At 51.4% G+C, this 22,550-nt stretch carries 22 protein-coding genes and 2 pseudogenes; 13 read left to right on the top strand and 11 right to left on the bottom strand.

All coding sequences use genetic code 11. From position 1 onward, the window contains the following. Window positions 1–203: 203 nt before the first annotated feature. From WFJ73_RS26260 to WFJ73_RS26245, 4 genes and pseudogenes are all read left to right on the top strand, one after another. A pseudogene (locus WFJ73_RS26260) lies at window positions 204–624 on the top strand (DoxX family protein). 39 nt (window positions 625–663) lie between these two features. Continuing rightward, on the top strand, window positions 664–993 hold the full coding sequence (locus WFJ73_RS26255) for an ArsR/SmtB family transcription factor (RefSeq protein ID WP_336775907.1): 330 nt from the start codon (window positions 664–666) through the stop codon (window positions 991–993). A 2-nt stretch (window positions 994–995) separates the two neighbouring features. Beyond that, window positions 996–1,415, top strand: coding sequence for an SRPBCC family protein (locus tag WFJ73_RS26250; protein ID WP_336775906.1), 420 nt, complete (start codon window positions 996–998; stop codon window positions 1,413–1,415). Between the two features lie 51 nt (window positions 1,416–1,466). Continuing rightward, window positions 1,467–1,868, top strand: coding sequence for a helix-turn-helix transcriptional regulator (locus WFJ73_RS26245; RefSeq protein WP_336775905.1), 402 nt, complete (start codon window positions 1,467–1,469; stop codon window positions 1,866–1,868). A 101-nt stretch (window positions 1,869–1,969) separates the two neighbouring features. On the opposite strand, the gene WFJ73_RS26240 is transcribed toward WFJ73_RS26245, so the two are convergent. The 7 genes from WFJ73_RS26240 to WFJ73_RS26210 all read right to left on the bottom strand — a co-directional run bounded on the left by WFJ73_RS26240 (window position 1,970) and on the right by WFJ73_RS26210 (window position 9,749). Continuing rightward, complete coding sequence (locus WFJ73_RS26240) at window positions 1,970–2,935, bottom strand: ABC transporter ATP-binding protein (RefSeq protein ID WP_336775904.1); 966 nt, start codon at window positions 2,933–2,935, stop codon at window positions 1,970–1,972. Next, window positions 2,928–3,911 (bottom strand): ABC transporter ATP-binding protein, encoded by a 984-nt coding sequence (locus WFJ73_RS26235; protein WP_336775903.1) that lies wholly within the window; start codon window positions 3,909–3,911, stop codon window positions 2,928–2,930. Before WFJ73_RS26235 ends, WFJ73_RS26240 begins: the two co-directional genes overlap by 8 nt. 13 nt (window positions 3,912–3,924) lie before the next feature. Beyond that, on the bottom strand, window positions 3,925–4,857 hold the full coding sequence (opp4C, locus tag WFJ73_RS26230) for an oligopeptide ABC transporter permease (RefSeq protein WP_336775902.1): 933 nt from the start codon (window positions 4,855–4,857) through the stop codon (window positions 3,925–3,927). 17 nt (window positions 4,858–4,874) lie between these two features. Next, window positions 4,875–5,828, bottom strand: coding sequence for an ABC transporter permease (locus WFJ73_RS26225; protein WP_336775901.1), 954 nt, complete (start codon window positions 5,826–5,828; stop codon window positions 4,875–4,877). Window positions 5,829–5,888: 60 nt separating this feature from the next. Beyond that, a complete protein-coding gene (locus WFJ73_RS26220) occupies window positions 5,889–7,610 on the bottom strand; it encodes an ABC transporter substrate-binding protein (RefSeq protein WP_336775900.1) in 1,722 nt (573 codons plus the stop codon). Window positions 7,611–7,813: 203 nt separating this feature from the next. Beyond that, window positions 7,814–8,722 carry an ArsR/SmtB family transcription factor gene (locus WFJ73_RS26215; protein ID WP_336775899.1) on the bottom strand — a complete coding sequence of 303 codons (909 nt, stop codon included), beginning with the start codon at window positions 8,720–8,722 and terminating at the stop codon, window positions 7,814–7,816. Window positions 8,723–8,861: 139 nt separating this feature from the next. Continuing rightward, on the bottom strand, window positions 8,862–9,749 hold the full coding sequence (locus WFJ73_RS26210) for a hypothetical protein (protein WP_336775898.1): 888 nt from the start codon (window positions 9,747–9,749) through the stop codon (window positions 8,862–8,864). A 425-nt stretch (window positions 9,750–10,174) separates the two neighbouring features. Here WFJ73_RS26210 and WFJ73_RS26205 point away from each other — a divergent pair, with 425 nt between their 5' ends. From WFJ73_RS26205 to WFJ73_RS26175, 7 genes are all read left to right on the top strand, one after another. After that, entirely contained in the window at window positions 10,175–11,791 is a 1,617-nt protein-coding gene (locus tag WFJ73_RS26205) for an ABC transporter substrate-binding protein (protein WP_336775897.1), read from the top strand. A gap of 126 nt (window positions 11,792–11,917) precedes the next feature. Next, window positions 11,918–12,868, top strand: a complete 951-nt coding sequence (locus tag WFJ73_RS26200; protein ID WP_336775896.1) for an ABC transporter permease — start codon at window positions 11,918–11,920, stop codon at window positions 12,866–12,868. 4 nt (window positions 12,869–12,872) lie between these two features. Continuing rightward, window positions 12,873–13,718: an ABC transporter permease gene (locus tag WFJ73_RS26195; RefSeq protein WP_336775895.1), complete on the top strand. Its 846-nt coding sequence runs from the start codon at window positions 12,873–12,875 to the stop codon at window positions 13,716–13,718. 57 nt (window positions 13,719–13,775) lie between these two features. Then, a complete protein-coding gene (locus WFJ73_RS26190; RefSeq protein WP_336775894.1) occupies window positions 13,776–14,807 on the top strand; it encodes an ABC transporter ATP-binding protein in 1,032 nt (343 codons plus the stop codon). Then, window positions 14,794–15,699, top strand: a complete 906-nt coding sequence (locus tag WFJ73_RS26185) for an ABC transporter ATP-binding protein (RefSeq protein WP_336775893.1) — start codon at window positions 14,794–14,796, stop codon at window positions 15,697–15,699. The genes WFJ73_RS26190 and WFJ73_RS26185 overlap by 14 nt, the downstream gene beginning before the upstream one ends. 39 nt (window positions 15,700–15,738) lie before the next feature. Beyond that, window positions 15,739–16,173 carry a hypothetical protein gene (locus tag WFJ73_RS26180; RefSeq protein WP_336775892.1) on the top strand — a complete coding sequence of 145 codons (435 nt, stop codon included), beginning with the start codon at window positions 15,739–15,741 and terminating at the stop codon, window positions 16,171–16,173. 135 nt (window positions 16,174–16,308) lie between these two features. Further along, complete coding sequence (locus WFJ73_RS26175) at window positions 16,309–16,548, top strand: DUF6953 family protein (protein ID WP_442955992.1); 240 nt, start codon at window positions 16,309–16,311, stop codon at window positions 16,546–16,548. A gap of 276 nt (window positions 16,549–16,824) precedes the next feature. Here WFJ73_RS26175 and WFJ73_RS26170 read toward each other — a convergent pair whose 3' ends face one another. After that, complete coding sequence (locus WFJ73_RS26170) at window positions 16,825–18,222, bottom strand: MATE family efflux transporter (protein ID WP_336775891.1); 1,398 nt, start codon at window positions 18,220–18,222, stop codon at window positions 16,825–16,827. A 117-nt stretch (window positions 18,223–18,339) separates the two neighbouring features. Continuing rightward, window positions 18,340–18,795: an HPP family protein gene (locus tag WFJ73_RS26165; RefSeq protein ID WP_336775890.1), complete on the bottom strand. Its 456-nt coding sequence runs from the start codon at window positions 18,793–18,795 to the stop codon at window positions 18,340–18,342. Window positions 18,796–18,993: 198 nt separating this feature from the next. On the opposite strand from WFJ73_RS26165, the gene WFJ73_RS26160 reads away from it, so the two are divergent. After that, window positions 18,994–19,446: a DUF4395 domain-containing protein gene (locus WFJ73_RS26160; RefSeq protein ID WP_336775889.1), complete on the top strand. Its 453-nt coding sequence runs from the start codon at window positions 18,994–18,996 to the stop codon at window positions 19,444–19,446. A gap of 46 nt (window positions 19,447–19,492) precedes the next feature. Here the strand turns inward: WFJ73_RS26160 and WFJ73_RS26155 are convergent, their stop codons facing one another. Together WFJ73_RS26155 and WFJ73_RS26150 are read right to left on the bottom strand one after the other, a co-directional pair. Beyond that, window positions 19,493–20,146, bottom strand: coding sequence for a FusB/FusC family EF-G-binding protein (locus WFJ73_RS26155; RefSeq protein WP_336775888.1), 654 nt, complete (start codon window positions 20,144–20,146; stop codon window positions 19,493–19,495). Between the two features lie 240 nt (window positions 20,147–20,386). Then, window positions 20,387–21,245: pseudogene (locus WFJ73_RS26150) on the bottom strand (patatin-like phospholipase family protein). 278 nt (window positions 21,246–21,523) lie between these two features. Here WFJ73_RS26150 and WFJ73_RS26145 point away from each other — a divergent pair. Then, a complete protein-coding gene (locus WFJ73_RS26145) occupies window positions 21,524–22,444 on the top strand; it encodes an aldo/keto reductase (protein ID WP_336775887.1) in 921 nt (306 codons plus the stop codon). The last annotated feature ends 106 nt before the right edge of the window (window positions 22,445–22,550 follow it).

The raw sequence follows: 22,550 nt of genomic DNA, 5'->3' as shown, positions 1-22,550 counted from the left end.
ATAAGGCGCGATTGGCATCGCTCCCGTCCTCCTCTAAAACCTTTTACAAATTTTATTAAAAATGCCGTTGACATGACACCAAAAGGTGTCATATACCGAAAACACAAACCAACACTAAAAGGTGTCAAATTAGCGTAAACGTCATACAGCGAAGTCGCAGCTCGCATAAAAAAAAAACAAAACCATTCGAGGAGAAAATGAAAATGAGTAAAACAGTTAGTGCGGTAACAGCCGCAAACGCAGGAACAAAGATTCAAGGAATAAAGGTCGCCTACTGGTCCGTTACTCTGCTGCTTGCGGCAGCTCTTACGTTAAGCGGTCTCGGGCAGCTGATGAAATTAGGCGGCAATGTCGATCTCGTCACGAATCTGGGGTATCCCCTGTATATCATGCAGATTTTAGGGGTCTGGAAGCTGCTTGGCGTGAGCCGTTCTGGCACCGCGTTTCCCGCGGCTGAAGGAATGGACGCACGCCGGGATCTTCTTCTTGATGACAGGCGCAATATTCTCCCACCTGCTTGATCACGACTACGGCGCCGGCGGGTTTAACGTCATTCTTCCGCTGTTCTATGCTGCCTTAAATATCGCATCGTGGGCGCTGCGTCCCGAGAACCGCAAACTCTAAAGCTCAACAAATGAGGTTTACTATATTGGAGGGAGTGTTGTGGGCGATAACGACCAGTTGAAGGATGTATTCGAAGCCATTGCCGATCCAACCCGGCGCCAATTGATCCGCTTGTTAGCCGAGGCTAACGCGGAGGCCCCGCTTCACGAGCTGACGAAACAGTTCCCCATGGGGCGTACAGCCGTATCCAAGCATCTGGCCATTCTGAAAAGCGCTGGACTGGTCCTTGACCGGAAAATCGGCAGGGAAACGCGATACCGGCTGAACGCCGCCCCCATCCGCGAGATTCAAGAATGGGTGGATGACTACAGCAAGTCCTGGAGTACGAATATGAAGCGCCTTAACCAACTATTAGAGGAGGATGACTAGAAATGAGTTTAACTTTATCCCTGGATTTTCAATACGCAACAACGATCGAGAAACTGTGGTCGGCCTTGACCGATTCCGGCAAGCTTGGCAAGTGGGTGGCTAATATCCATACCGGTGAAGCTATGGAAAATAACTTCAAACCCGAGCTCGGACACCAATTCGAATTCCGCACGCAGCCAACCGAGTATTGGGAAGGCATTATTGACGGCGAAGTGCTGACGGTGGACGCTTACAATAAATTATCCTATACATGGAACAGCGGCGGAATGAAGCATACCGTTACTTGGACGCTGCAAGACGCAAAAGACGGCAAGATTAACCTTCATCTCGAGCAAGCCGGAATCACCTATGAACAAGCGCTGCATGGCGCCAAGTACGGCTGGAGCAAATGGTGCGGCGAGCTTGAGAAGATCGTTGCTTAATATATAGTAGAAGAGGCGCTGCTGCAGACGATTGACCAGCTTCCGGGAAGCATGGAGCTGAAGAGCTGGTTCAAGGCAGCCTGCCAAGATTTCGAGACCCGGCTGGACCGCTGGAAGCAGCAGGCTAATCCGTATGTGAACAGCATTCAACAGGCGATTGATTATATCGAGGAGCATTATTTAGACAGCGATCTGTCAATCAAGCAAGTGGCGGAGAACATTCATTTGAATCCAAGCTACCTAAGCACCCTGTTCAAAAAAGAAACCGGCGAGACCTTCACCGGCTACGTCACCAAGCTTAAGCTGCAGGAAGCGCAGGTGCTGCTGCGCAACATGGACATAAAAATCTCGGAGATCTGCCAGACCGTCGGGTTCGAGGACTCCACCTATTTCTCGAGCGTGTTCAAGAAGCATTTCCAGATCTCGCCGAGCGAGTTCCGGCAGAATCATTAACGGGGTCAAACTGCCAGCGACCTTCCTCCGTAAACAAAAAAAGGACTCTCTCAACGGTTATCTTCGGATAACGGCTGGAGAGTCCTTTTCCATGCGTCCCCTTATACCAAATGGCAAGCCACCATATGGTCGGTGCCAATAGTCCGAAGGGCCGGCACCTCTTCCTTGCAGCGTTCCGTGGCGAAGGGGCAGCGGGTGTGGAACTTGCAACCGGAAGGCGGATTAGCCGGGTTCGGAATATCGCCGCTGAGCACAATACGCTCCCGCTTCAGCTTCGGAATCGGTATAGGTACTGCTGACAGCAAGGCTTTCGTATACGGATGCTGCGGGCGGAGGAACAGGTCCTCCCTTGTTCCCGTTTCTACCAGGGATCCGAGATACATGACTCCGATCCGCGTACATAGATGCTCGACGACGCTCAGATCATGGGAGATGAACAAATAAGACAGTCCGTTTGTTTGCTGCAGCTTCCGGAATAGATTAATGATCTGGGCTTGGATCGATACGTCCAGCGCGGACACCGGCTCATCGGCAATGATAAGCTCCGGATTCAGCGCAAGCGCCCTTGCGATCCCGATCCGCTGACGCTGGCCGCCGGAGAATTCATGCGGAAGGCGGTCAATATGATAGTCGGACAGACCGCATAATTCAAGCACCTCCAGCACCTTGCTCCGAATCTCCGTCTTGTCAGCCAGCTGATGATCGAGCAGAGCTTCGCCAATTGCGTCGCCCACGCGTACACGCGGATTCAAAGAGCTGTACGGATCCTGGAAAATCAGCTGCATGGAAGGCCGCATGGCGCGAAGCTCTTCCTTCGAAAGCGAGTAGATATCCGTCCCTTTAAAGAAGACGTCGCCCGAGGTCTTTTCGTTTAAACGGACGATGGAACGCCCAACCGTACTCTTTCCGCTGCCCGACTCGCCGACAAGGCCAAAGGTCTCGCCTTTGCGGATCGTAAAGCTGAGATCATCAACCGCCTTCACATGACCAACCGTCCGATTCAGAAGCCCCGACTGGATGGGAAAATACTTTTTCAGATTGCGTACTTCGAGCAATGCTTCAGGCATACCGCTTCTCCTCCTCGTACAGCCAGCACGCCGCTTGCTGCGATTCGCCTACCGGAACAAGCGCTGGCTGCTTGGTACGGCAAATGGCCATGCACTGCTCGCAGCGATCATGGAAGTAACACGACTCCGTCAGCTCAAGCGGATTCGGGACTTGTCCGGGAATGGAATACAGCTCCTCTTGAAGCTGATTCATAATCGGCTTCGAACGAAGCAATCCCTTCGTATAAGGATGCTTCGGATTAGCGAAGATCTCCTCCACTTCCCCTTGCTCGACGATTTTGCCGGCATACATAACCGCTACGTAATCCGCCATCTCGGCTACCACGCCAAGATCATGGGTGATAAGCAGAATCGACATCCCGCTCTCTTCCTTCAGGCTGCGAAGCAAATCGAGGATTTGCGCCTGAATGGTCACGTCGAGCGCGGTGGTTGGTTCATCGGCAATAAGCAGCTTGGGACCGCAGGAGATCGCCATCGCAATCATTACGCGCTGCAGCATGCCGCCGCTTAATTCATGCGGATACGCATCGACAATCTGTTCCGCTCTGGAGATGCCGACTTGCTTGATCAGCTCGATTGCACGCTTGCGCGCCGCTTTTCGGCCAAGCTTCTGATGCTCCATCAGCGGCTCGATCACTTGCTCCCCGATCTTCAGGACCGGATTAAGCGAGGACATAGGCTCCTGGAAGATCATCGCGATTTCGTGGCCGCGGATCGTGCGAAGCTCATTGCGGGACAGCTTCAGCAGATCGCGGTCCTGGAATTGGATACTGCCGCCTTCCACCTTGCCCCCGGCACTCTCAATGAGTCCCATGATCGACATGGCCGTAATGCTTTTGCCGCTGCCGGACTCCCCTACGATGCAGACGGTCTCACCCGGCTTGATTTGCAGGCTGACATCGTCCACGGCTCGGACGGTCCCCGCTTCCGTCTTGAAGAAGGTCCGAAGATGTTCAATGGTTAGCAATTCCTTCATGATAGAAGCTCACCTACCTTTTCTGTTTCGGATCCAGCACGTCGCGCAGGCCGTCACCAAAAATATTAATGGCAATAACCGTCGCAAAAATCGAAAAGCCCGGCGGCAGCCATAGCCATGGACGCTCTTGGAAATCGATCATATTATTAGCGGCGTCAATCATATTGCCCCAAGTCGGAGTAGGCGGCATAACGCCCAATCCGAAGAAGCTGAGCACGGATTCGCTAAGAATCGCGCCGCCGATATTAAGCGTTGCAATGACGATAATAAGCGGCACAAGGTTCGGCAGCAGATGCCGGAACAGCTTTCTTTTGTCGCTTAACCCCAGCACGATGGTTGCCTGCATAAACTCCCGTTCGCGCAAGGACAACAGCTGACCTCTGATCATTCGGGCCAAGCCCGGCCAGCTGACGACGCTGAGCATCAGCATAACGATATACATCCGGTAGTCCGGCGGCACTTTCCACTCGGACAGCAAGGCACCGATAATGAATAGAAGCGGAAGGCTTGGTACCGTAAGCAGCAAATCAGCCAGCCTCATAATGAGCTGGTCGACAACACCGCGATAGTAACCGGCAATAATGCCAAGCAGGGTACCGATAAACACGGACAATACCATCGAAGCAAGTCCAACCGTCAGCGAGATTCTGCCTGCCAACAGCACACGGGTCAGCACGTCCCTCCCAAGCGTATCCGTACCAAGCCAATGCTTGGCATTAGGCGCGTGATTCATTATGGCCATATTGATTTTGTTATCCGTATAAGGGGAGAAGAACGGACCGATAAAACAAGCCAAAAACATAATCACGACAACAGCAAATCCCGTAATCGCCAATTTATTGCGTACAAGCCTTCGGAAGGATTGCCGCCACAGGGACGATCTTGCATGTGGTTGATTTTTATTAACGTTTATTCCCTGGGCCGTTTCTCCGCTAGCAACCGTCATCTATAAGTCCTCCCTTCCTACAGCTTCACCCGCGGGTCCGCGAGATGATACAGAATGTCGGACAATAGCGTTCCGATTACCGTCAGCACGGCGATAAACATCGTAAAGCCCATCAGCAGCGGATAATCGCGCAGCCCGAATGACTGCATATATAGTTGTCCGATACCCGGCCAATTAAAGATCTTCTCTATAATTAGAGATCCGCCGAATAAAGCCGGAAGCTCGAAGCCAACCAGCGTAATGGCAGGCAGCAAGGCATTGCGAAGGGCGTGAGTGAACAACACCTTGCGCTCGGCCAGCCCTTTTGCCCGGGCGGTTCTTATATAGTCCTGTTTAATGACGTCAATCATATTGCTGCGGAAGTAACGCGTCAGCGAGCCAACGCCGAGCAGCGTCATAACGATGACCGGCAGCGTCATATGATGGATAACTTCCTTCACATAGGCAAATCCTTGGGCATTGCTCCCCGTCGTAATCATTCCTCCCGGCGGCAGCCACTTCAAGTCAACGGCAAGCACCTTAATCAGGAATAACCCGATAAAGAAAGACGGGATGGACATCGCGGCGAAGATCAGCACCATGACGAGCGTATCGAACCAGGAATACTGTTTATAGGCCGCGATTACCCCTACCACGACGGCAATTAACCAGGTTAAGAACGTAGAAACAATCGCAAGCAGGAATGAGTTCCAGATGTATTGATTGAACAAAGTGAGCACCGGCTTCTGCTGGGCAAGGGAATAGCCGAAGTCTCCGTGCACAGCATTCTTCATCCAAGTGAGATACCGCTCGATCAATGGCTTGTTAAGTCCGTAAATTTCCCGGAGCTCCGCCTTTCGTTCCGGGGTTAATTTAATATTGCCGGTGATGAAATCACCCGGCGTCATGGCGTACAAGCTGAAAATCAGAAAGGAGGCGGCGAGCAATATAATAGCCATGTAGGTCAATCTCTTCACGAAATAAGTGCTCATATCGACTCCTTAACCTCACATCCCCTGCCCGGCAATAGGTCCGGGCAGGGGACATTATTTTTACTTCAGGGTCCAATTCGGCAGGCTTGAAGCCAGTCCGTAGAATGGGCTGACGGACAGGTTCTCAATTCTTGCGTTGTAAGCATAGACGCTCTTCTTGTAGTTGGTAAAGATAACAGGCAGATCATCGTTAAGCAGCTGGAACGTTTCTTTATAGATCGCCTTGCGCTCTTCCATGTCGGTTGTGGCAAGGCCCTTCTCGTACAGCTCTTTGAACTTCGGATTGTCGTAGCCTTTAATCTCGCCGTCTACGAATTGCAGCAAACCGTCAGCCGGATCCGTCAGAAGCGGAGTCGAGAAGGATACCATGTCATAATCTCCGCCTTCTACCTTGGAGACCAGCGCATTGAAATCCGCGAATACTTCAGGCTCAAACTCGATGCCCAGCGCCGCAAAGTTTTCTTTCGCAACCGCGATGAAGATATCCGTGTTCTTACTCTTTGTGCCGAGATAATGGATTTTCAGCTTCTCGCCGTCTTTCTCGCGAATGCCGCCCGAACCAACGGTCCAACCTGCTTCATCGAGAAGCGATTTCGCTTTTTCCGTGTCGAATTTGTAGGGATTAATGTTATCTTCCGTATAAGCCCACGAGATTGGCGAAGACGGAATGTTAGCCACAACGCCTGCCCCTTGGTTGGCATCCACGTAGATGCTTTGACGGTCAAGACCGTAGGTTAAAGCCTGGCGTACCTTCTTATCGTCAAGCGCCTTGTGCTCGAAATTAAGCTGCAGGTAGCTGTAAGTGCTTGGTGTATACGGAACGATATTAACGAAGCCAAGCGACTTCAGCTTGTCTATATTCTCGGTAGTAGCGCTGAAGGAGGCGTAGTCAACCTCGCCTGTCTCCAGGTATTGCCACGTATCGCCTTCGGATGTTTTGTAAATGAAGTTTTTAGTCTTTGGCTTCTCGCCGTAATAGTTGTCGTTGGCCGTGAAACGAACCTCTTGACCAGGAAGGAATTTCTCCAGCTTGTACGGGCCGGTGCCAAGCGGCTTCGAGCTAAGTTGCTTCATATAACCCAGATCGCCCTGCTTGTAGTCCTTGCCGTAGTAAGCTTTGGACAGAACATCGGAACCAAGAAGCACAAGAGCAGCCGCATTCGGCTTTTCCAACGTAACGGAGAGGATCTGCGGATCAACGACCTTGATTCCTTCGATAGTAGTCGCGCTTCCGTCTTTGTAAGCCGCGCTTCCTTTGATACCCAGCGTGTTAACCTGCGAGTCGCCGTCATACGACTTGTCATTCAGGATCGTCCACGTGAACGCTACGTCATCGCTTGTCAGCGGAGAGCCGTCGCTGAATTTCAGATCTTTGCGCAGGTGGAACGTATAAGTCAAGCTGTCGGGCGATACTTCCCATTTCTCCGCCAGCCCCGGCTGAGGAGCGCCTTTGTCATCCACGGTAACAAGCGGGGTATAAAGAAGCGAAGAAACGTTGCCGTCATAGCCGCTTTGTTGGAAATAAGGAGTAAATGCACCGCTAGGGTCGGTAAGTCCGACGATAATCGTATCCGTCCGCTTCTTCGCTTGATCCGGCAATTTGCTGATGTCGCTGGCCTGAATCGTCTCTGGCGAACCTTGTGAAGCGGATGTATTGCTGGCTGCCGGCGAATTCGCCGGAGCTTGGTTGCCACTGCCCCCGTTGCTATTATTGGAGCAAGCAGCAAAGAGCAAAGTGCCGGCAAGCACGGCGGATGTTGCGGCTAGAGTTAACTTCTTCATAAAAGCCCTCCCATAAGTTACAATATAGCTTCTTTTAATTCCGATTGGTAAACTATGAATTGGAATCGTTAGTCCCTATTATAGAAACCTAAGACAGTTCTGTAAAGAGAGAACTAAAAAATATTTCTCCTCACAAAGAAATAAAGAAAATAACAAAAATGCCGCCTTCCCCCAATGAGGGAAAAGCGGCATCCTAAATTTCGCTAATTACCGGTTATATAATCCATAATCACATGCTGCAACCGATCAAGAGCGCCGGCACGCAGGCTGTATACCGTCAGGTTCTCGCCTTCGAAATGAGCATGAATCAGTCCCGCGCTGCGCAGCTTGGAGATATGATCATGCGTGATTCCCTTCGACAGCTTGAGATAACGATGAATTTCGATAAAAGTCCTCGGTCCTTGATGCAAATAACGCAGGATCTTCAGCCTGCTCTTCTCTCCCAGACTTCTTAATATTCGATAGTCATGGGCGGACATGAAATCCTCTTCGCTGAGGTCTACTCTTGCGGAGTAGTAGCAAAGCGTTAGCTGATTAAAGTGCGATACGATATTGATAGGCTGAAAATGATATTGAGGTATCAGCACAAGTTTTTTAAGATTCGCAATAGGCTCAAATATAAGTCCATTCGTTGTCTCGTCGACGAACTGCCAGGCCGGAGTGGTGGATTGGACCCTTCTCCTCTCCGCAGCAACCTCTTCGAGGCTCCTCAATATTTCCGGGCTGATCCCCTCGAAATATTGGTCCTGCCATAGAGTGAACAGCTTTAGGACCTTATCTTTAAAAGCATTCATGTCCACGGGAAAACTGCTGCTGTAGGGCGACATCCTATCATACAAATCACCTGTGCTCTGCTTGGAGAGCCAATTTACAAAGCCGGGAACATCGGCCTCCTCACTCAAATATACAAGCAGAAACGCAAACTTCCACTCCTGGTCAATGGAAAGCTCGTCCAGCCAGTCAGCCAGTTCCGGCGTCAGCTTGGTACGGGTTTCCTGTGCCCAGCTTGGTGAAAGATCAAGTTTCTTATGCGATTTGCGGCAGATATAGGTATGCAAACTACTGATCGCTTCGTTCAGCGGCTTAAATTCGATGTCTATTTGATATTCCATCCACACACCCCCTTCGCCTTTCTAGGTCATTATACCTTAACTTTGGCGTATTCTACACGGAAATGAATACGATTGCAAATTAAAAAACAGCCCCCGAAGAGCGCTAAGCTCCCCGGAGACTGTTCATATCCTATTACCCTTATTGCGCCGCAATTGAACCCATGGACGCAAACGCCAGCGGTCCAAAGCCTTCGCTAGGCTCGCCTACCGGCATGTTCACTTTAAACAGGAAGCTTGCGCCGTCTACCGTTTTCACGATAACTTCCTTCGTCAGCTTATCGCTGCGACCAATGACCATCAGGTCAACGCCGCCGATCATGGAATTGACATCCTTTGGATCCATTGTCTGCACATCGCCTACGGATTTAAGCTCTTTTTCCGCATCCGCCTTCACATCGTCCAGCTTGAACCCTGCAGGCAGCTTGCTGATCTCTACATAGTAGTTGTTATCCACGTTCATAATCAGCTTGTTAGCAGCCGCGTCGAACTTGAACTGCTCGAAGATGTAGAGCGCATAGCCGTCGCCCTTGGCAAGCGTGCCGGTACGGGTCTCCTCATTGCCTTCCATCTGGAGCTTGAAATCTTTCGTTGCGGGAAGCTCTTGCGCCGGCATATCCTCCGCCGACTTCTGCATCTTCTCGATTTTGGTAATGGTGAGAAGCTTCGCCGTCGCGTCGCCCTCGATAGCCGCTTCCGTATACTCGAAGCTTACGTTGTCGCCTTCTTTAAGGGCAGCTACCGCGCTGTCCGTTCCTTCCCCCAGCTGGAAGGCAGCCGCTTCGCCGGCCACCGTGATCTCAGCCGTATGAGAGTCGGCCAGACCGACGAATTCACCTTTTCCTTGTTTGGTTACAACCTCAGGAGAGGCGGATTCCGACGGGGTTGGCAAGGCCGATACCGTTGGACTTGGCGACGAGTTCGCATTCGTATTCGTGTTATTGTTGTTGCAGGCCGACAATAGACAGGCCGCTAGCACCGTACTGCTCAACAGAATGGTCCATTTCGTCGTAATGTTTTTGTTCTTCATACTTATACCTCCTAAAAGGAATTGCTCTTTGTTGAGTAACAAGCTCATGTCTTTAACGTCACATTCTTACTTCGTAAGCATTGCTCGTTATTACAAACGTTGCCACCGCTGTAAAGGTTACATTAATTTTCTGAATAACGTCACCCAACATTAGGGAAACCTTGTCATATCCAGGAATAACAGGAGGTTCCTTGCATCGACAGTTCTAGCTTTTTGGAGCATAATGAGAGAAATATAATAAATCCTTTATCGAAGCTTATTCACGATGAGCCACCGCGCTTACGCGCTTAATGGAAGGATTTATTGCCAAACAAAATTTTTGATTTTGAAAATTTCAGTTGTGGAAATTTAAAGATTGTAATTCCGAGTAATCCGATGTATTATAAATACATTAGAACACCACAGACAAACTGGAGGATGGAATCATGCGCAAAAGCATTCCCGCTTTACTTACCCTCATTATTCTAGCAGTAATCATTAGCGCTTGCAGCGGCAACAACAATGGCAGCAACACTGCAGGCAACAATTCCGAAGCATCGCCTTCGAACACGGCAGCAGCCGAGCAAGCGAAGGACGGCGGCAACCTGATCCTGGGTGTACAAGCCGACCCCGTTGTTCTTAACCCAATCTATGCAGGCGACCGTGTCAGCCTGACAATCGACCAAGCTCTCTACGCTCCGCTGTTCCAAGTGAACAACGGCAAGAAAACCTTCTACCTGGCTGACAGCCTTGAGCCTTCGGCTGACAACCTGACTTATACCCTGAAGCTGAAAAGCGGCCTGACTTGGCATGACGGTCAACCACTGACAGCTGACGACGTTGTCTTCACGTTCGATACCATTCTCGACGAGAAACAAAACAGCTTCTTCCGCGAGAACCTGATCATCAATGGCAAGCCGATCAAAGCGGTTAAGGTTGACGACACTACGGTTGAATTCCAACTGCCGCAAGTAAACCCGGCATTTGAAGCAACTCTCGTGCAATTGACTCCTATTCCTAAGCATATTTTCGAAGGCGAAGCGAATATCGAGAAAAGCACAAAGAACAACACGCCAGTTGGTTCCGGCGCATTCAAGTTCAAAGAGTACAAAACAGGCGAGTACGTAACGCTTGAGCGTTTCGATAACTACTTCGGCGGCAAGCCGCATCTGGATTCGATTACTTACCGTATCGCGAAAGATGCCAATGCAGCTAACCTGGCTCTGCAAAACGGCGAGATCAACGTGAAATACCTGGATCCGCAAGACGTATCCACAATCGAAAGCACGGGCAACTTCGATATTCAAGCTTACTCCGAAGGCCGTCTGGCTTACCTGCTCTTCAATGAAGACAGCGACACTGGCGCCTTGAAGAAAAAAGAAGTTCGTCAAGCGATCTCTTACGCGCTGAACCGCGAGGAGCTGATCCAAACGGTATACGGCTCGAGCGAATACGCAGACCCTGCTAAATCGTTCGTAACACCGGACGGCTTGTTCCAAACAAATGACGTTCCATCGTATGACAACGATGTAAATAAAGCAAAAGAACTGCTGGCCTCCGCTGGCGAAAGCAACCTGAAGCTCCGCTTCATCGTATCGAGCGGCAACAAAGCGCAAGAAGCTGCTTCCCTGTACATTCAGCAAAAGCTGAAAGCCGTTGGCATCACGGTTGAACTGCAAAGCATGGACGCTTCGGCGTACGGCCAGAAGTTTGTTGACCTGAAATCGAAAGACTACGAGCTGTCCTATGCCGGCTACATCATGGGCTACGACCCGGACGCTTACCGTATTCTTTACACAACCGGTTCGAACTCCAACTATGCTCGCTACTCCAACCCTGAAGTAGACAAGCTGTTCGAACAAGGCGCTGGCGAAGCAGACGCTACGAAACGCGGCGAGGCTTACCAGCAGCTGCAAAAAACAATCGCGGATGACGCGGTTATCTACCCTGTCGGCTACACCAAAACAATCGTTGCGATCGACAAGCGTTTCGGCGGCCTGAACGAAGCCGTTCTGAAGCCGGTCGTAATCTTCGAAGATCCGTCCAAGCTGTACATGAAGTAAGCTTAAAAAAAGAATCAAATTATGGAATAGGCAAAAATAGCTGAGGCTACCCCAATGTCATTAAGTTCTAACTTAATGACATTGGGGGTATTATTTTTTGCCGTAAACAGCATAGGAGACAATCGCATGAGACAACTCATCGCTAGACGCTTACTGCAGACGATTCCGCTCTTGCTCTTCGTCTCGATCGCCTGCTTTGCCTTAATCAAGCTGGCTCCTGGAGACCCCGTTCTATCCTTCGTGACGCCGAATATGCATCCCGAGGATATTGAACGCATCCGTCATAATCTCGGGCTCGACAAGCCGGCTTATATTCAATATTTACTGTGGCTCAAAGAGTTGTTCCAAGGCAATCTGGGCTATTCGCTCGTCAATCACCAGCCGGTGATGGATCAGATCCTGGACCGTCTGCCTGCAACCGCGGGACTGATGGGCAGCTCCATCGCACTGTCCGTGCTCATTGCTATTCCGCTTGGCCTGACTGCCGGAGCGAACCGTAACCGCTGGCAGGACAAGATCATTAACATGATCTCTTATATCGGTATATCGGTACCCTTGTTCTATCTGGCTATTTTACTTATCTACTTATTCGCGATTGAACTGCACTGGCTTCCGATTATGGGCATGCGGACGATTGGCGTCCATTCCGCTTGGGACGTCGTTAAGCACGGTATTCTGCCATGCGTCGTTCTGGCCTTTGGTTTCCTGTCCGTCTACGTGCGTTACATCCGTTCCAGCACGATTGGTCAGCTTAAGGAAGATTATGTTCAGATTCAATACGCTTTTGGCGCAACGCGCCGGCAAGTGCTGTTCCGCCACGTCATGAAGCATGTTCTGCTGCCGGTTATTACGCTGCTCGGCATGTCCATGGCGGATCTGGTTACCGGCGCAATCGTCACGGAAACCGTCTTTTCCTGGCCGGGCATCGGCTCGCTTGGCATGACGGCCGTCAAAGGGATGGATTATCCCGTTATTATGGGCATTACGCTGTTCTCCGCCTTGTTCCTGATCCTTGGCAACTTGCTTGCGGATATTTTATACGGATTCGCCGATCCGAGAATCAAATCAACGAGGTGAGCTCATGAATCGGACCAAATGGCGAAATGCGGGCCTCGAGCTCGTTCGAAGCAAAATGGGGATCGTCGCAATCGCGATTCTCGTTATTTTTATACTGGGAGCGATTTTTGCTTTTCTCTCCCCTAAAGATCCCAACGCTCTGGATGCCTTGCAGCGCCTGAAGTCGCCAAGCTCCGCGCACTGGTTCGGAACCGACGACTACGGCCGCGATTACTTCGCCCGCGCTCTGTATGGCGGACGCGTCTCCCTGATGGTCGGCTTCTCCGCCATGGTTCTGGCAACCACGATCGGTACGATCGTTGGAGTTGTCAGCGGCTACTTCGGCGGCTGGATCGATAACCTGCTGATGCGTTTGCTGGAAGTGATTTTATCGATTCCAACCTTCTTGGTCATGCTTCTGCTTAGCGTATTCCTGAAGCCGAACCTGACAAGCATCGTACTCATTATCGGGCTGCTGATGTGGATGAACATGTCCCGTATCATACGTGCCGAGACGATGACGATTCTGGAGCGCGAATACGTGTTGTATGCGAAAGCCTCCGGTCAGAATCATTTGGGCATCATTTTCCGTCATATCTTCCCGAGCTTGGTTCCGGTCATTATTGTTGCCGCAACGAACAACGTGGCTTCCGCGATTATGATGGAATCGTCGCTCAGCTTCCTCGGGTTTGGGGTGCAGGCTCCGAACGCCACATGGGGAAGCATGCTGAACAATGCGCAGGGCTATATCGCGCAAGCGCCTTACCTTGCGTTGTTCCCGGGTTTATTCATTCTGCTGACGGTGCTCAGTTTTAATATTTTAGGCGATATCTTGCGCGTCGGCTTCGAACCGAAGCTTGGCAAGCGGTAATCGGGGCTTACCCCTTCCTACCCTCGCCCGCGCCCTTCCGAAAGGAGTGAACGTTAGATGGCAGACAGGCTGCTAACCGTCAATAACCTACAAGTATCATTCCACACCCGCAGCGGAGAAAACAAAGCGGTTCGCGGCGTCAGCCTTCACATCGATCAAGGCGAGACGATCGGCATCGTTGGTGAATCCGGCAGCGGCAAGAGCGTCACCGCCAAAGCGATTATGGCGATGATTCCGCCTCCGGGCGAGATTATCAGCGGCGACATTACCTTTGCCGGCGAGAGGCTGAACAACTTGCCGGAGCGCAAATGGAGACAAATCCGAGGCAACCGGATCGCAATGGTATTCCAGGATCCCATGACCTCGCTTAATCCGGTTAAAAAGATTGGCGATCAGATGACGGAGGTCATCCGCCGGCATCGCGGTCTAAGCAAGGAAGCCGCGCTGAAAGAAGCCATTGAGATGCTCCGTCAGGTCGGGATTAACGAACCTGAGCGCCGCGTCCTGCAGTATCCGCATGAATTCAGCGGCGGCATGCGTCAACGCGTTATGATCGCAACGGCGTTATCCTGCCAGCCGGAGCTCCTGATCGCCGATGAACCAACAACGGCTCTCGACGTGACTATTCAGGCGCAGATTCTCGATCTGTTGAAGGAATTGAAAGCGAAGACCAGTGCCTCTATCGCATTAATTACCCACGACCTTGGCGTAGTCGCCCAGGTATGCAGCCGCGTTATCGTGATGTACGGCGGCATGGTAATGGAAGAAGGAACCGTAGAAGATATTTTCTATAACTCCAAGCATCCGTACACGCAAGGTCTGCTGCGCTCGGTTCCGCAGCGGCAAGGCGGCTCGCGCGAGCGTCTGGTGCCGATCGAAGGCTCCCCGCCGGATCTGCTCGACCCGCCGCCGGGTTGTCCGTTTATGGAACGCTGCCCGCATGCGATGCCGAAATGCGCGGAGCTTCCGCCGCATTTTCAGATCGGCGAAGGCCATCGCGCACTCTGCTGGCTGAACGATGCCGAGGTTCAGGCTGAATTAGCGCGCCATCCGGAAATCGAAGGGAGCGCTGCCCGTGTCAGAGGATAAAAAAGTGCTGGTGGATGTCCAGCAGCTGAAAAAGCATTTTGTGAAGAGCCGCGATGCCTGGGGCCGTACATCGGAAGTGCTGAAAGCCGTTGACGGCGTAAGCTTCCAGATCAACAAGGGTGAGACGTTTGGCCTTGTTGGCGAATCCGGCAGCGGTAAATCCACCGTTGGCCGCTCTATTCTGCGGCTGTACGATTACACGGACGGGACGGTCAAGTTCGACGGCCAGGATATCTCGAAGCTTGGCGAGAAAGCGCTGAAGCCTTTCCGCCGGCGGATTCAATCGATTTTCCAGGATCCCTACTCGTCTCTTAATCCCGGTATGAGCGTTCTCGATTTGATCGGCGAACCGATGAATATCCACGGTCTGTACAAGAATGTAGAGGAACGGAAAGAAGTTATCGCTTCGCTGCTCGAGAGGGTAGGTCTGAAGCGCGAGCATCTGTACCGTTACCCGCATGAATTCAGCGGTGGACAGCGCCAGCGGATCTCGATTGCGCGCGCGTTGTCGGTACGCCCGGACTTCGTAGTCTGCGACGAGCCGATCTCGGCGCTCGACGTGTCCGTGCAGGCGCAGGTTGTTAACATGCTTGAAGATTTACAGGCTGAATTCGGCCTGACCTATTTGTTTATTGCCCATGACCTGTCCATGGTACGGCATATTTCCGACCGGATTGGCGTGATGTATCACGGGCGTCTCGTAGAGATTGCGGACAGCGATGAGCTGTACGACAATCCGCTTCACCCGTATACGAAGGCGCTGCTGTCCGCGATTCCGGTACCGGATCCCCGCGCCGCCGTTGAACGGGTCATCTATACGCCGGATGCTGCCGCTGAAGAAGCCGCGGTGCTGCGCGAAGTAAACCCGGGGCATTGGGTCGCTTTGCCGTAAAATGATGAATAGAGCTACGTTAAGGGAGGCTGAAACCAAATGACGAATATCGCAAAGCTGTCGCAATGGGATGCATTGCTTGTGGAGTCTCTACGCAAGGGACATGGCTGGTCGGATGACGAGATTATTGCAAGAGTAAAGGCGGGAGTTGATCTCCCGACGGACGATAGCATTTTCCAGTTCAACTATAGCGATCTGGCGGCTTTTGCCGAGAAAGAGCCGGAGACGTTTGAAGCGGCTGTCCGGGGCGGCTACCAGATCAAGTACAATACCGTACGCGGCCTCCGCAGCTGGATTTGGGTCGCCTTCGGCGACGAGCCTCAGCTCGAGCTTGAAGCCGGGCAAGAAGCCGTAACCGCTCAGCTCACGCCGGAACAGCTGGAGCGCCTGAGAACGGCGCTGTCCTTCGGCTGGTCCATCGAGCCGGTTGCAGGCGCGGCGGGCTCTTATCGGATCGAACCGATCCAGCGATAAGATTTAGGCGATTAATTGTTAAGGGGTTGTCCCATGGTCATGATCATGACTTTTGGGACAGCCCCTATTATTTCTCGCCGCTAACCTAACCATGATATAATAACGCCAATCAGGTATTGGGGGTCGCATAAGAACGTGGAAACAACAACCGAGCAGCAAATCGCGGAGTGGATGGTTAATGAGATTAAATTCAGAGGGATGCTTCGCCAGGAAGAAGCGATTGAGCATGTGAAGCAGCATTTTGGCGAGCAATATATCTTTGTGAACGAGAACGGGAATGCCTCCTTGGAAAAGGAAGTGAAAAAGGCATTCCGCAAGCTGCATAAGGGACGGGTCGCATGGGACCGGGACGGCTTCTTCTGGGCGTGGACTTAAGCCTCTTTTAGCTTGAGTATTTCATGAATGGGCTAATGGTGAACGGAGCAATTTGAATGATTCTGGAGAAGCGTAGTGAATCCTTACGAAGTAGCTTTCTTTCAGAAAGCTTTTAAGCGGTCGCTTTTGTGAGGAGATTCCTACTTTAACAAGTTGATTCAAAGGAATCTCTGAGCAATGGCGATCGGAAGAACATTCAAATGCGCAGCTTGCTGGTTAACCTGAATAAAAGAGGGGCTACCCCAGCTTATGGGACAGCCCCTTTATCTATTTAAGCTAGTCAATCAACCGATGCCGGTACCACTTCTTGCCGCGGAAGCGCCAGAGGAAGATCGTACCCCTTACGCCCCACTCGAGGTTCATCGCAAGCCAGACTCCGATGATTCCGAAGTCGAAGACGATCGCGAGCAGATAACCAAGCACAATCCGGAACAGCCACATCGACAGCAGCGATACGACCGACGTGAACTTCGAGTCGCCCGCCGCCCGAAGGGCTGACGGCATGATAAAGCTGATGGACCAGAACACTACCTGCATAAGAGCATTAATAATCGTAATGATGAAGATATCGTCTACAATCTCAGCCGGCGGATGGAACAACCCAACCAGCGGATAGAATAGCGGCAGCATCAGGCAAGCCATCACGAACAGGCAAGCCGTGGACAACCAGAGGAAGGATCGGGTGAACTTCCGGGCATCCTCGATATTCCGCTGCCCCATGCATTGGCCAATAACCGTGATTGCGGTAATCGCCAGCGCATTGGACGGAATCTGAAGCACGTTGGCAAGCGAGCCGCTAATCGCGTTGGTTGCGATAGCAAAAGTACCCAAACCAACGACAAACGTTTGAGTAACGATTTTGCCGCCGTTGAAGAACATCTGCTCTGCCGCAAACGGCAGTCCAACGAACAGGATTTTCCGAAGCATCGAAAAATTGACCGACAGCATATCCCGAAGGCGAAGTCTCAGGTTCGTATCAATCTTTACGAGGTAGACAATAGCCAGAATAGCTGCCGCATACCGCGAAATATTAACGGAGATGGCAAGCCCCAGCACGCCCATATTCATCAGGTTAATAAAGACGATGTTGAGCAGCACGTACGTCAGGTTCATGACAAGCGATAGCATCAGCGATGCCCGGCTTCTTCCGATACCGCGAAGCGCCCCGCATACCGCCTCCATCATGGCGATGCCGACATAAGACAAGCCGCTGCCGATCAGATACGTCCGACCCTCCCGGAATACCTCCGGCGAAGCAGCTCCAAACAGCAGATTGAGCATCTGGCTATGGAACACCACAACAATCAGGCTGATTGCAAAAGCGACAAGCGTAACCGACGAGACGGAGCTCGCCGCAGACTTCGATACCATCTGATGATTGCCGCTGCCTTTGTATTGCGCAACAACAACCGTTCCCCCTGTCGATACGGCGATAAAGACGCTGATCAGGAAGATGTTCAGCGAATCGACCATGTTGACGGCACTGACCGCATCTACGCCAGACGAGCTCACCATTGCCGTATTCACCAGGTTGAGGCCAACGATAAACGCTTGGTCAATCAAAATCGGAATAAACAAGGCAATAATTTGCCGGTAATCAATCGACACTCCCGTGAAGTGCCGTTCCAGGAAAGCCTCATGCTTTCCTCTCAGTCTGGGTCGTCCTATACCCATATCATCATCTCATTCTTCTCGTTGAATTGGTGAAGCCTAAACTACCTACTAAGCTACTACTATCGCCATGATTTGTCCATGACGGATTTCCAAATGACTACAAAAAATCCACCTGCCTTAAGCGGCCGTGGATTCGGAGGATTCATACGTCTGAGCTCTTCTGCTCTCAAGCTGCTGGGACACGTAGAGCACCAGCATAAGACCAAGCAGCGCCCCGCCTACAGAGATCGGAATAGCCCAATGATGGTTGGAGTGCGAGAAGAACGGGATCAATGCCACAGCCACAATCGGCGGGGCATTCCATTTGAATTTATTGATTAACCAGATCGTGATAATGACATTAACAAACAACGATATCGGGCTTGGATAAATGTAGTACAACACCGTCCCGATGACAGAGGATACTACTGCACCAAAGGTGACTTTGCCCACTTCGGATATCTTCGAAGAACGGGATATGAACAGAAAGCTAAACGCGCCAAGCGTTGGGAAAAATAAGGTGTCCAGGAAGGAAAAATGCAGGGAAAGCCAATAAATCAGCATCACATACAGGCAAATTGCTATGGTTTTCAAGTTCATGAGCTTCTTGTTATACCTCCAGTCAGCTGCCGTACAAAATTGCGCTCGTTCCATTTTAATGAGTTTTGGAAAGAGCGTCAATCTCAAAATATTCTCAGTTATTTATACTTAAATCCCTACCAGAAAACTCAGAATTATTATATACTGAGAGTAATCATAACGTAAACCATTTCGCGTGAATGGAGGATTTATATGTCCCAGCCTACCGTTAACCTCAGTTACGAGTGTGTCGAGGAAGTGCCCCTGCACCGCGTCCGCGGCAATCAGCTTGGCATACTGTTAAGCGTGATCGCAACGGTATTAACCCATCAATGGTGGATTCTAATCCTGCCGCTGGCCGTTCAGCTCGTCAGCCGTACGTACGGAGTCAAATATAACCTGTTTGTCCGCCTGCTCTCGCCCTTGCTCCCGGTGAGCCAGCGGACCGAAGCTCGCGAGCTGCTGCGCTTTAACAATCTGCTCGCCATTCTGTTCCTTGTCGTCACCCTTGCCTCCCATTATCTCGGGCTGACGATTCTGTCTTACATCGCCCTCGGCATGCTGACTGCCGCCGTTGTCGCTGCCTTAAGCGGCTTCTGCCTCGGCTGCTTCATGTACTTTCAATACAAGCAGTTCCGCTATCGCCAGGCTGCAAAAGCCAAATGAAATAACGAAAAGCCCGCCGTCTCCGGCGGGCTTTCTCTCTATTCGATTAAAGAACAATATCGGAAATAAACCGTTCCAATACCGTCACATCGGTAATATTTTTGTTACAGCTCTCGCTGTTCACGCACATATAATTGCCGATGGCCTTGTAGTAATCCGGCGAAGCATTAGCGGGTCTCGACTTCGTTACGGCCGAGAACAATGCCACTTCCTTATGCCGGTTGCACAGGAAGCATACGCTTTTCTTCTGCACCGGCGTAAATCTGCCTTCCACGCCTACAAGCCGGCCGTTCAGATGATACGCGAGATACATTTTATTCGTTGCGATATCCGTCCAGCCGAGATAAGTCACATAACGCAGATCGATCGCAGCGAGATCGGGAACCTTCAGCTTTTTGGCCTTCGGGAACAGCTTCTTCAGCTGCTTCTCCTCTACTGTATCGAACGGCTTCACGTATTCCTCAAGCGACCTCAGATAACTCTGGAACTCCAGCGGGGTATTTAACGACGCAAAGCTTTCGAGCAGCTTCTGCTCAGCCTCCGTTGCCCCCGGGAATGCTTCCATCACTTTAAAAGGCGTGTTTGACCGCACCGATGCAATAACCTTGGGATCGGATACCGTGCTGCAGGCCTTTTGCAGGTCTCCTACTTGCTTCTTAATCAAATTCAGTTGATGGTTTCTAATAAATGGTGTACACATTGCTTTGTCAGCCCCTTATTTTTATTTGATCGACTTACTCTCAAATAAGGTGCAAAGCCCATTATTAGAAACGATAGCCGGGCGACCATCCTTCAAGTACGCCCCATGCAAAGTATCGCCCCTAATTCAGGCTCTGCATGAAGCTGATTCGTAATCCGGCAAATTGATTTGCCATTGTTACCGCCTCCCTTTACTACTCGATTATAAAATAAATCCGGCTCCGCCCGCAATCGTCTCGGCTTACCCTTCCATCCATTCCCGCAGCTGCGGCATCATCCGCTTCGCATCCTCGTAGCCTTGCTTGTACAAGGCATCAAGCTTCGCCGGATCCCGCTCCATTCTTCCCACCACGAGCGTCTCTTGCGGACGGATCACAAAAACCGTGCCGCGCCTCTCCTGCTCGACGATGTAATCCAGCGTCCCGTTATAACGTTCATGCCTGCCGAGCATCTGCTCCACCAGCTTTGGATACTTCCGGTAAGCGCGCTGCACGATCCAGCCGAACTTGCCAGCCGATTTCCGGTAGTCCTCGTTCCTCGTCAGAATAAGCAGATTGCGCTTATAGCCATCGCTTTCAGCCCTTCCGAGCGGAATCGGATCGGAGATCCCGCCGTCCAGCAGCTTCCGCCCGCCGTATTCCACAATCGGCGCGATAAAAGGAAGCGAGCTGGATGCCCGGAGCAGCTGCAGCAGATCGAAGTCCGGATCGCTTTTCCGGTAATAGACCGTCTCTCGTCTCGCAGTCGGTTGTACCAATGACGAACTCCTCCGGGCTCCGCTCGAAAGCCGCGTAATCGAACGGCACATGCTTATTCGGAATCTCGTCGAAGATAAAGTCCATGCCGAAGAGCTGCCCCTTCTTCCAAAGATTTTTCCAAGAGATATACCGCGGATCGCTTATCCATTCCACGTTGACGGTCCGGTTGCGCCCAAGCTGTCTCGACAGATAGCTCGCCCCCATGCAAGCCCCTGCCGACACGCCGATCATATAAGGGAAATACAAGTTATGCTCCGAAAAATACTCCAGCACGCCGGCCGTATACACGCCCCGCATGCCGCCGCCTTCCAGTACCAGTCCGATATCATGCGCCGTGCTCATGCTTTCTGCCCCCTGCCTGAGGCTTTGCCTCTATTCGTTCCTTTCATTGTAGCGTAAACGCTAAAGAAACTTAACAAACTTTCCTAAGTCCATGCCTTGAAACCAGCCATCAACTATGTCACAATCGAGAAGGATACACGGGACAGTTATCTCTGCACCGTAAGTCTGCAACCGATTACATAGTTGGCGGCATTCCAATCCGATTCCAGCAACAAGAATCATCACAAATAGCGTGATTCACGCTTTGTGTAATCATCCATTTTAGGAGGGACTTATCAATGAGAACCATTAAACTCGGAAGCACTGCGCTTGAGGTACCGGTAGTTGCGGTTGGCTGTATGCGTATCAATTCCTTGGATAAAGCAGGGGCAGAGCGTTTTGTCCAAACGGCACTGGAGCAAGGGGCGAATTTCTTCGACCATGCGGACATTTACGGCGCCGGCACATGCGAGGAAATCTTCGCCGAAGCGATTCATATGAACGACAGCGTTCGTGAAAATATTATTTTGCAGTCCAAATGCGGCATTAAGCCGGGCGTTATGTTCGACTTCTCGAAGGAGCATATCCTTGCTTCGACGGACGCGATCCTGAAGCGTCTCAAAACCGACTACCTCGACATTCTGCTCCTGCACCGTCCGGATGCGCTGGTTGAGCCGGATGAAGTGGCTGAAGCGTTCGACCGTCTGGAAAGCTCCGGCAAAGTACGCCACTTCGGCGTATCGAACCAAAACCCGATGCAAATCGAGCTGCTCAAAAAATCGGTGAAACAGCCGATCGTGGCGAACCAGCTTCAGCTGAGCATCACGAACGCGAACATGATCTCCAATGGCATTAACGTGAACATGGAGAACAGCTCCGCAATTAACCGCGACGGCAGCATCCTGGACTACTGCCGCCTGCACGACATTACGGTTCAGCCATGGTCGCCATTCCAATACGGCTTCTTCGAAGGCGTATTCCTGGATAACGACAAGTTCCCTGAGCTGAACAAAGCCATCGACGCGATTGCCGGCAAATATGACGTGAGCAACACAACGATCGCCATTGCGTGGCTGCTCCGCCACCCTGCCAAAATGCAGCCGGTTATCGGCTCGATGAACATCGAGCGTCTGAAGGACTGCGTTAAAGCAGCCGACATTACGCTTACCCGCGAAGAGTGGTACGAAATTTATCGCGCGGCAGGCAACATTTTGCCATAAGATGCCTTCTAGATTTACAAACAGCCTCTGGTTCAACAACCGGGGGCTGTTTCTTTTCCTATAGCAAGAATCATCAAGAACGGATGTTTCCATTCGTATACAATAA

The organism is Paenibacillus sp. MMO-58 (assembly GCF_037146255.1).
Lineage (GTDB): Bacteria > Bacillota > Bacilli > Paenibacillales > Paenibacillaceae > Pristimantibacillus.
This window is presented reverse-complemented; position numbering and strand designations above follow the sequence as displayed.

What these genes read in the sequence shown, in the direction of transcription:
- WFJ73_RS26250 (WP_336775906.1), top strand. Translation starts at nt 996, where the DNA reads ATGAGTTTAACTTTATCCCTGGATTTTCAATACGCAACAACGATCGAG.
- WFJ73_RS26245 (WP_336775905.1), top strand. Translation starts at nt 1,467, where the DNA reads ATGGAGCTGAAGAGCTGGTTCAAGGCAGCCTGCCAAGATTTCGAGACC.
- WFJ73_RS26240 (WP_336775904.1), bottom strand. Translation starts at nt 2,935, where the DNA reads ATGCCTGAAGCATTGCTCGAAGTACGCAATCTGAAAAAGTATTTTCCC.
- WFJ73_RS26235 (WP_336775903.1), bottom strand. Translation starts at nt 3,911, where the DNA reads ATGAAGGAATTGCTAACCATTGAACATCTTCGGACCTTCTTCAAGACG.
- opp4C (WP_336775902.1), bottom strand. Translation starts at nt 4,857, where the DNA reads ATGACGGTTGCTAGCGGAGAAACGGCCCAGGGAATAAACGTTAATAAA.
- WFJ73_RS26225 (WP_336775901.1), bottom strand. Translation starts at nt 5,828, where the DNA reads ATGAGCACTTATTTCGTGAAGAGATTGACCTACATGGCTATTATATTG.
- WFJ73_RS26220 (WP_336775900.1), bottom strand. Translation starts at nt 7,610, where the DNA reads ATGAAGAAGTTAACTCTAGCCGCAACATCCGCCGTGCTTGCCGGCACT.
- WFJ73_RS26215 (WP_336775899.1), bottom strand. Translation starts at nt 8,722, where the DNA reads ATGGAATATCAAATAGACATCGAATTTAAGCCGCTGAACGAAGCGATC.
- WFJ73_RS26210 (WP_336775898.1), bottom strand. Translation starts at nt 9,749, where the DNA reads ATGAAGAACAAAAACATTACGACGAAATGGACCATTCTGTTGAGCAGT.
- WFJ73_RS26205 (WP_336775897.1), top strand. Translation starts at nt 10,175, where the DNA reads ATGCGCAAAAGCATTCCCGCTTTACTTACCCTCATTATTCTAGCAGTA.
- WFJ73_RS26200 (WP_336775896.1), top strand. Translation starts at nt 11,918, where the DNA reads ATGAGACAACTCATCGCTAGACGCTTACTGCAGACGATTCCGCTCTTG.
- WFJ73_RS26195 (WP_336775895.1), top strand. Translation starts at nt 12,873, where the DNA reads ATGAATCGGACCAAATGGCGAAATGCGGGCCTCGAGCTCGTTCGAAGC.
- WFJ73_RS26190 (WP_336775894.1), top strand. Translation starts at nt 13,776, where the DNA reads ATGGCAGACAGGCTGCTAACCGTCAATAACCTACAAGTATCATTCCAC.
- WFJ73_RS26180 (WP_336775892.1), top strand. Translation starts at nt 15,739, where the DNA reads ATGACGAATATCGCAAAGCTGTCGCAATGGGATGCATTGCTTGTGGAG.
- WFJ73_RS26170 (WP_336775891.1), bottom strand. Translation starts at nt 18,222, where the DNA reads ATGGGTATAGGACGACCCAGACTGAGAGGAAAGCATGAGGCTTTCCTG.
- WFJ73_RS26160 (WP_336775889.1), top strand. Translation starts at nt 18,994, where the DNA reads ATGTCCCAGCCTACCGTTAACCTCAGTTACGAGTGTGTCGAGGAAGTG.
- WFJ73_RS26155 (WP_336775888.1), bottom strand. Translation starts at nt 20,146, where the DNA reads ATGTGTACACCATTTATTAGAAACCATCAACTGAATTTGATTAAGAAG.
- WFJ73_RS26145 (WP_336775887.1), top strand. Translation starts at nt 21,524, where the DNA reads ATGAGAACCATTAAACTCGGAAGCACTGCGCTTGAGGTACCGGTAGTT.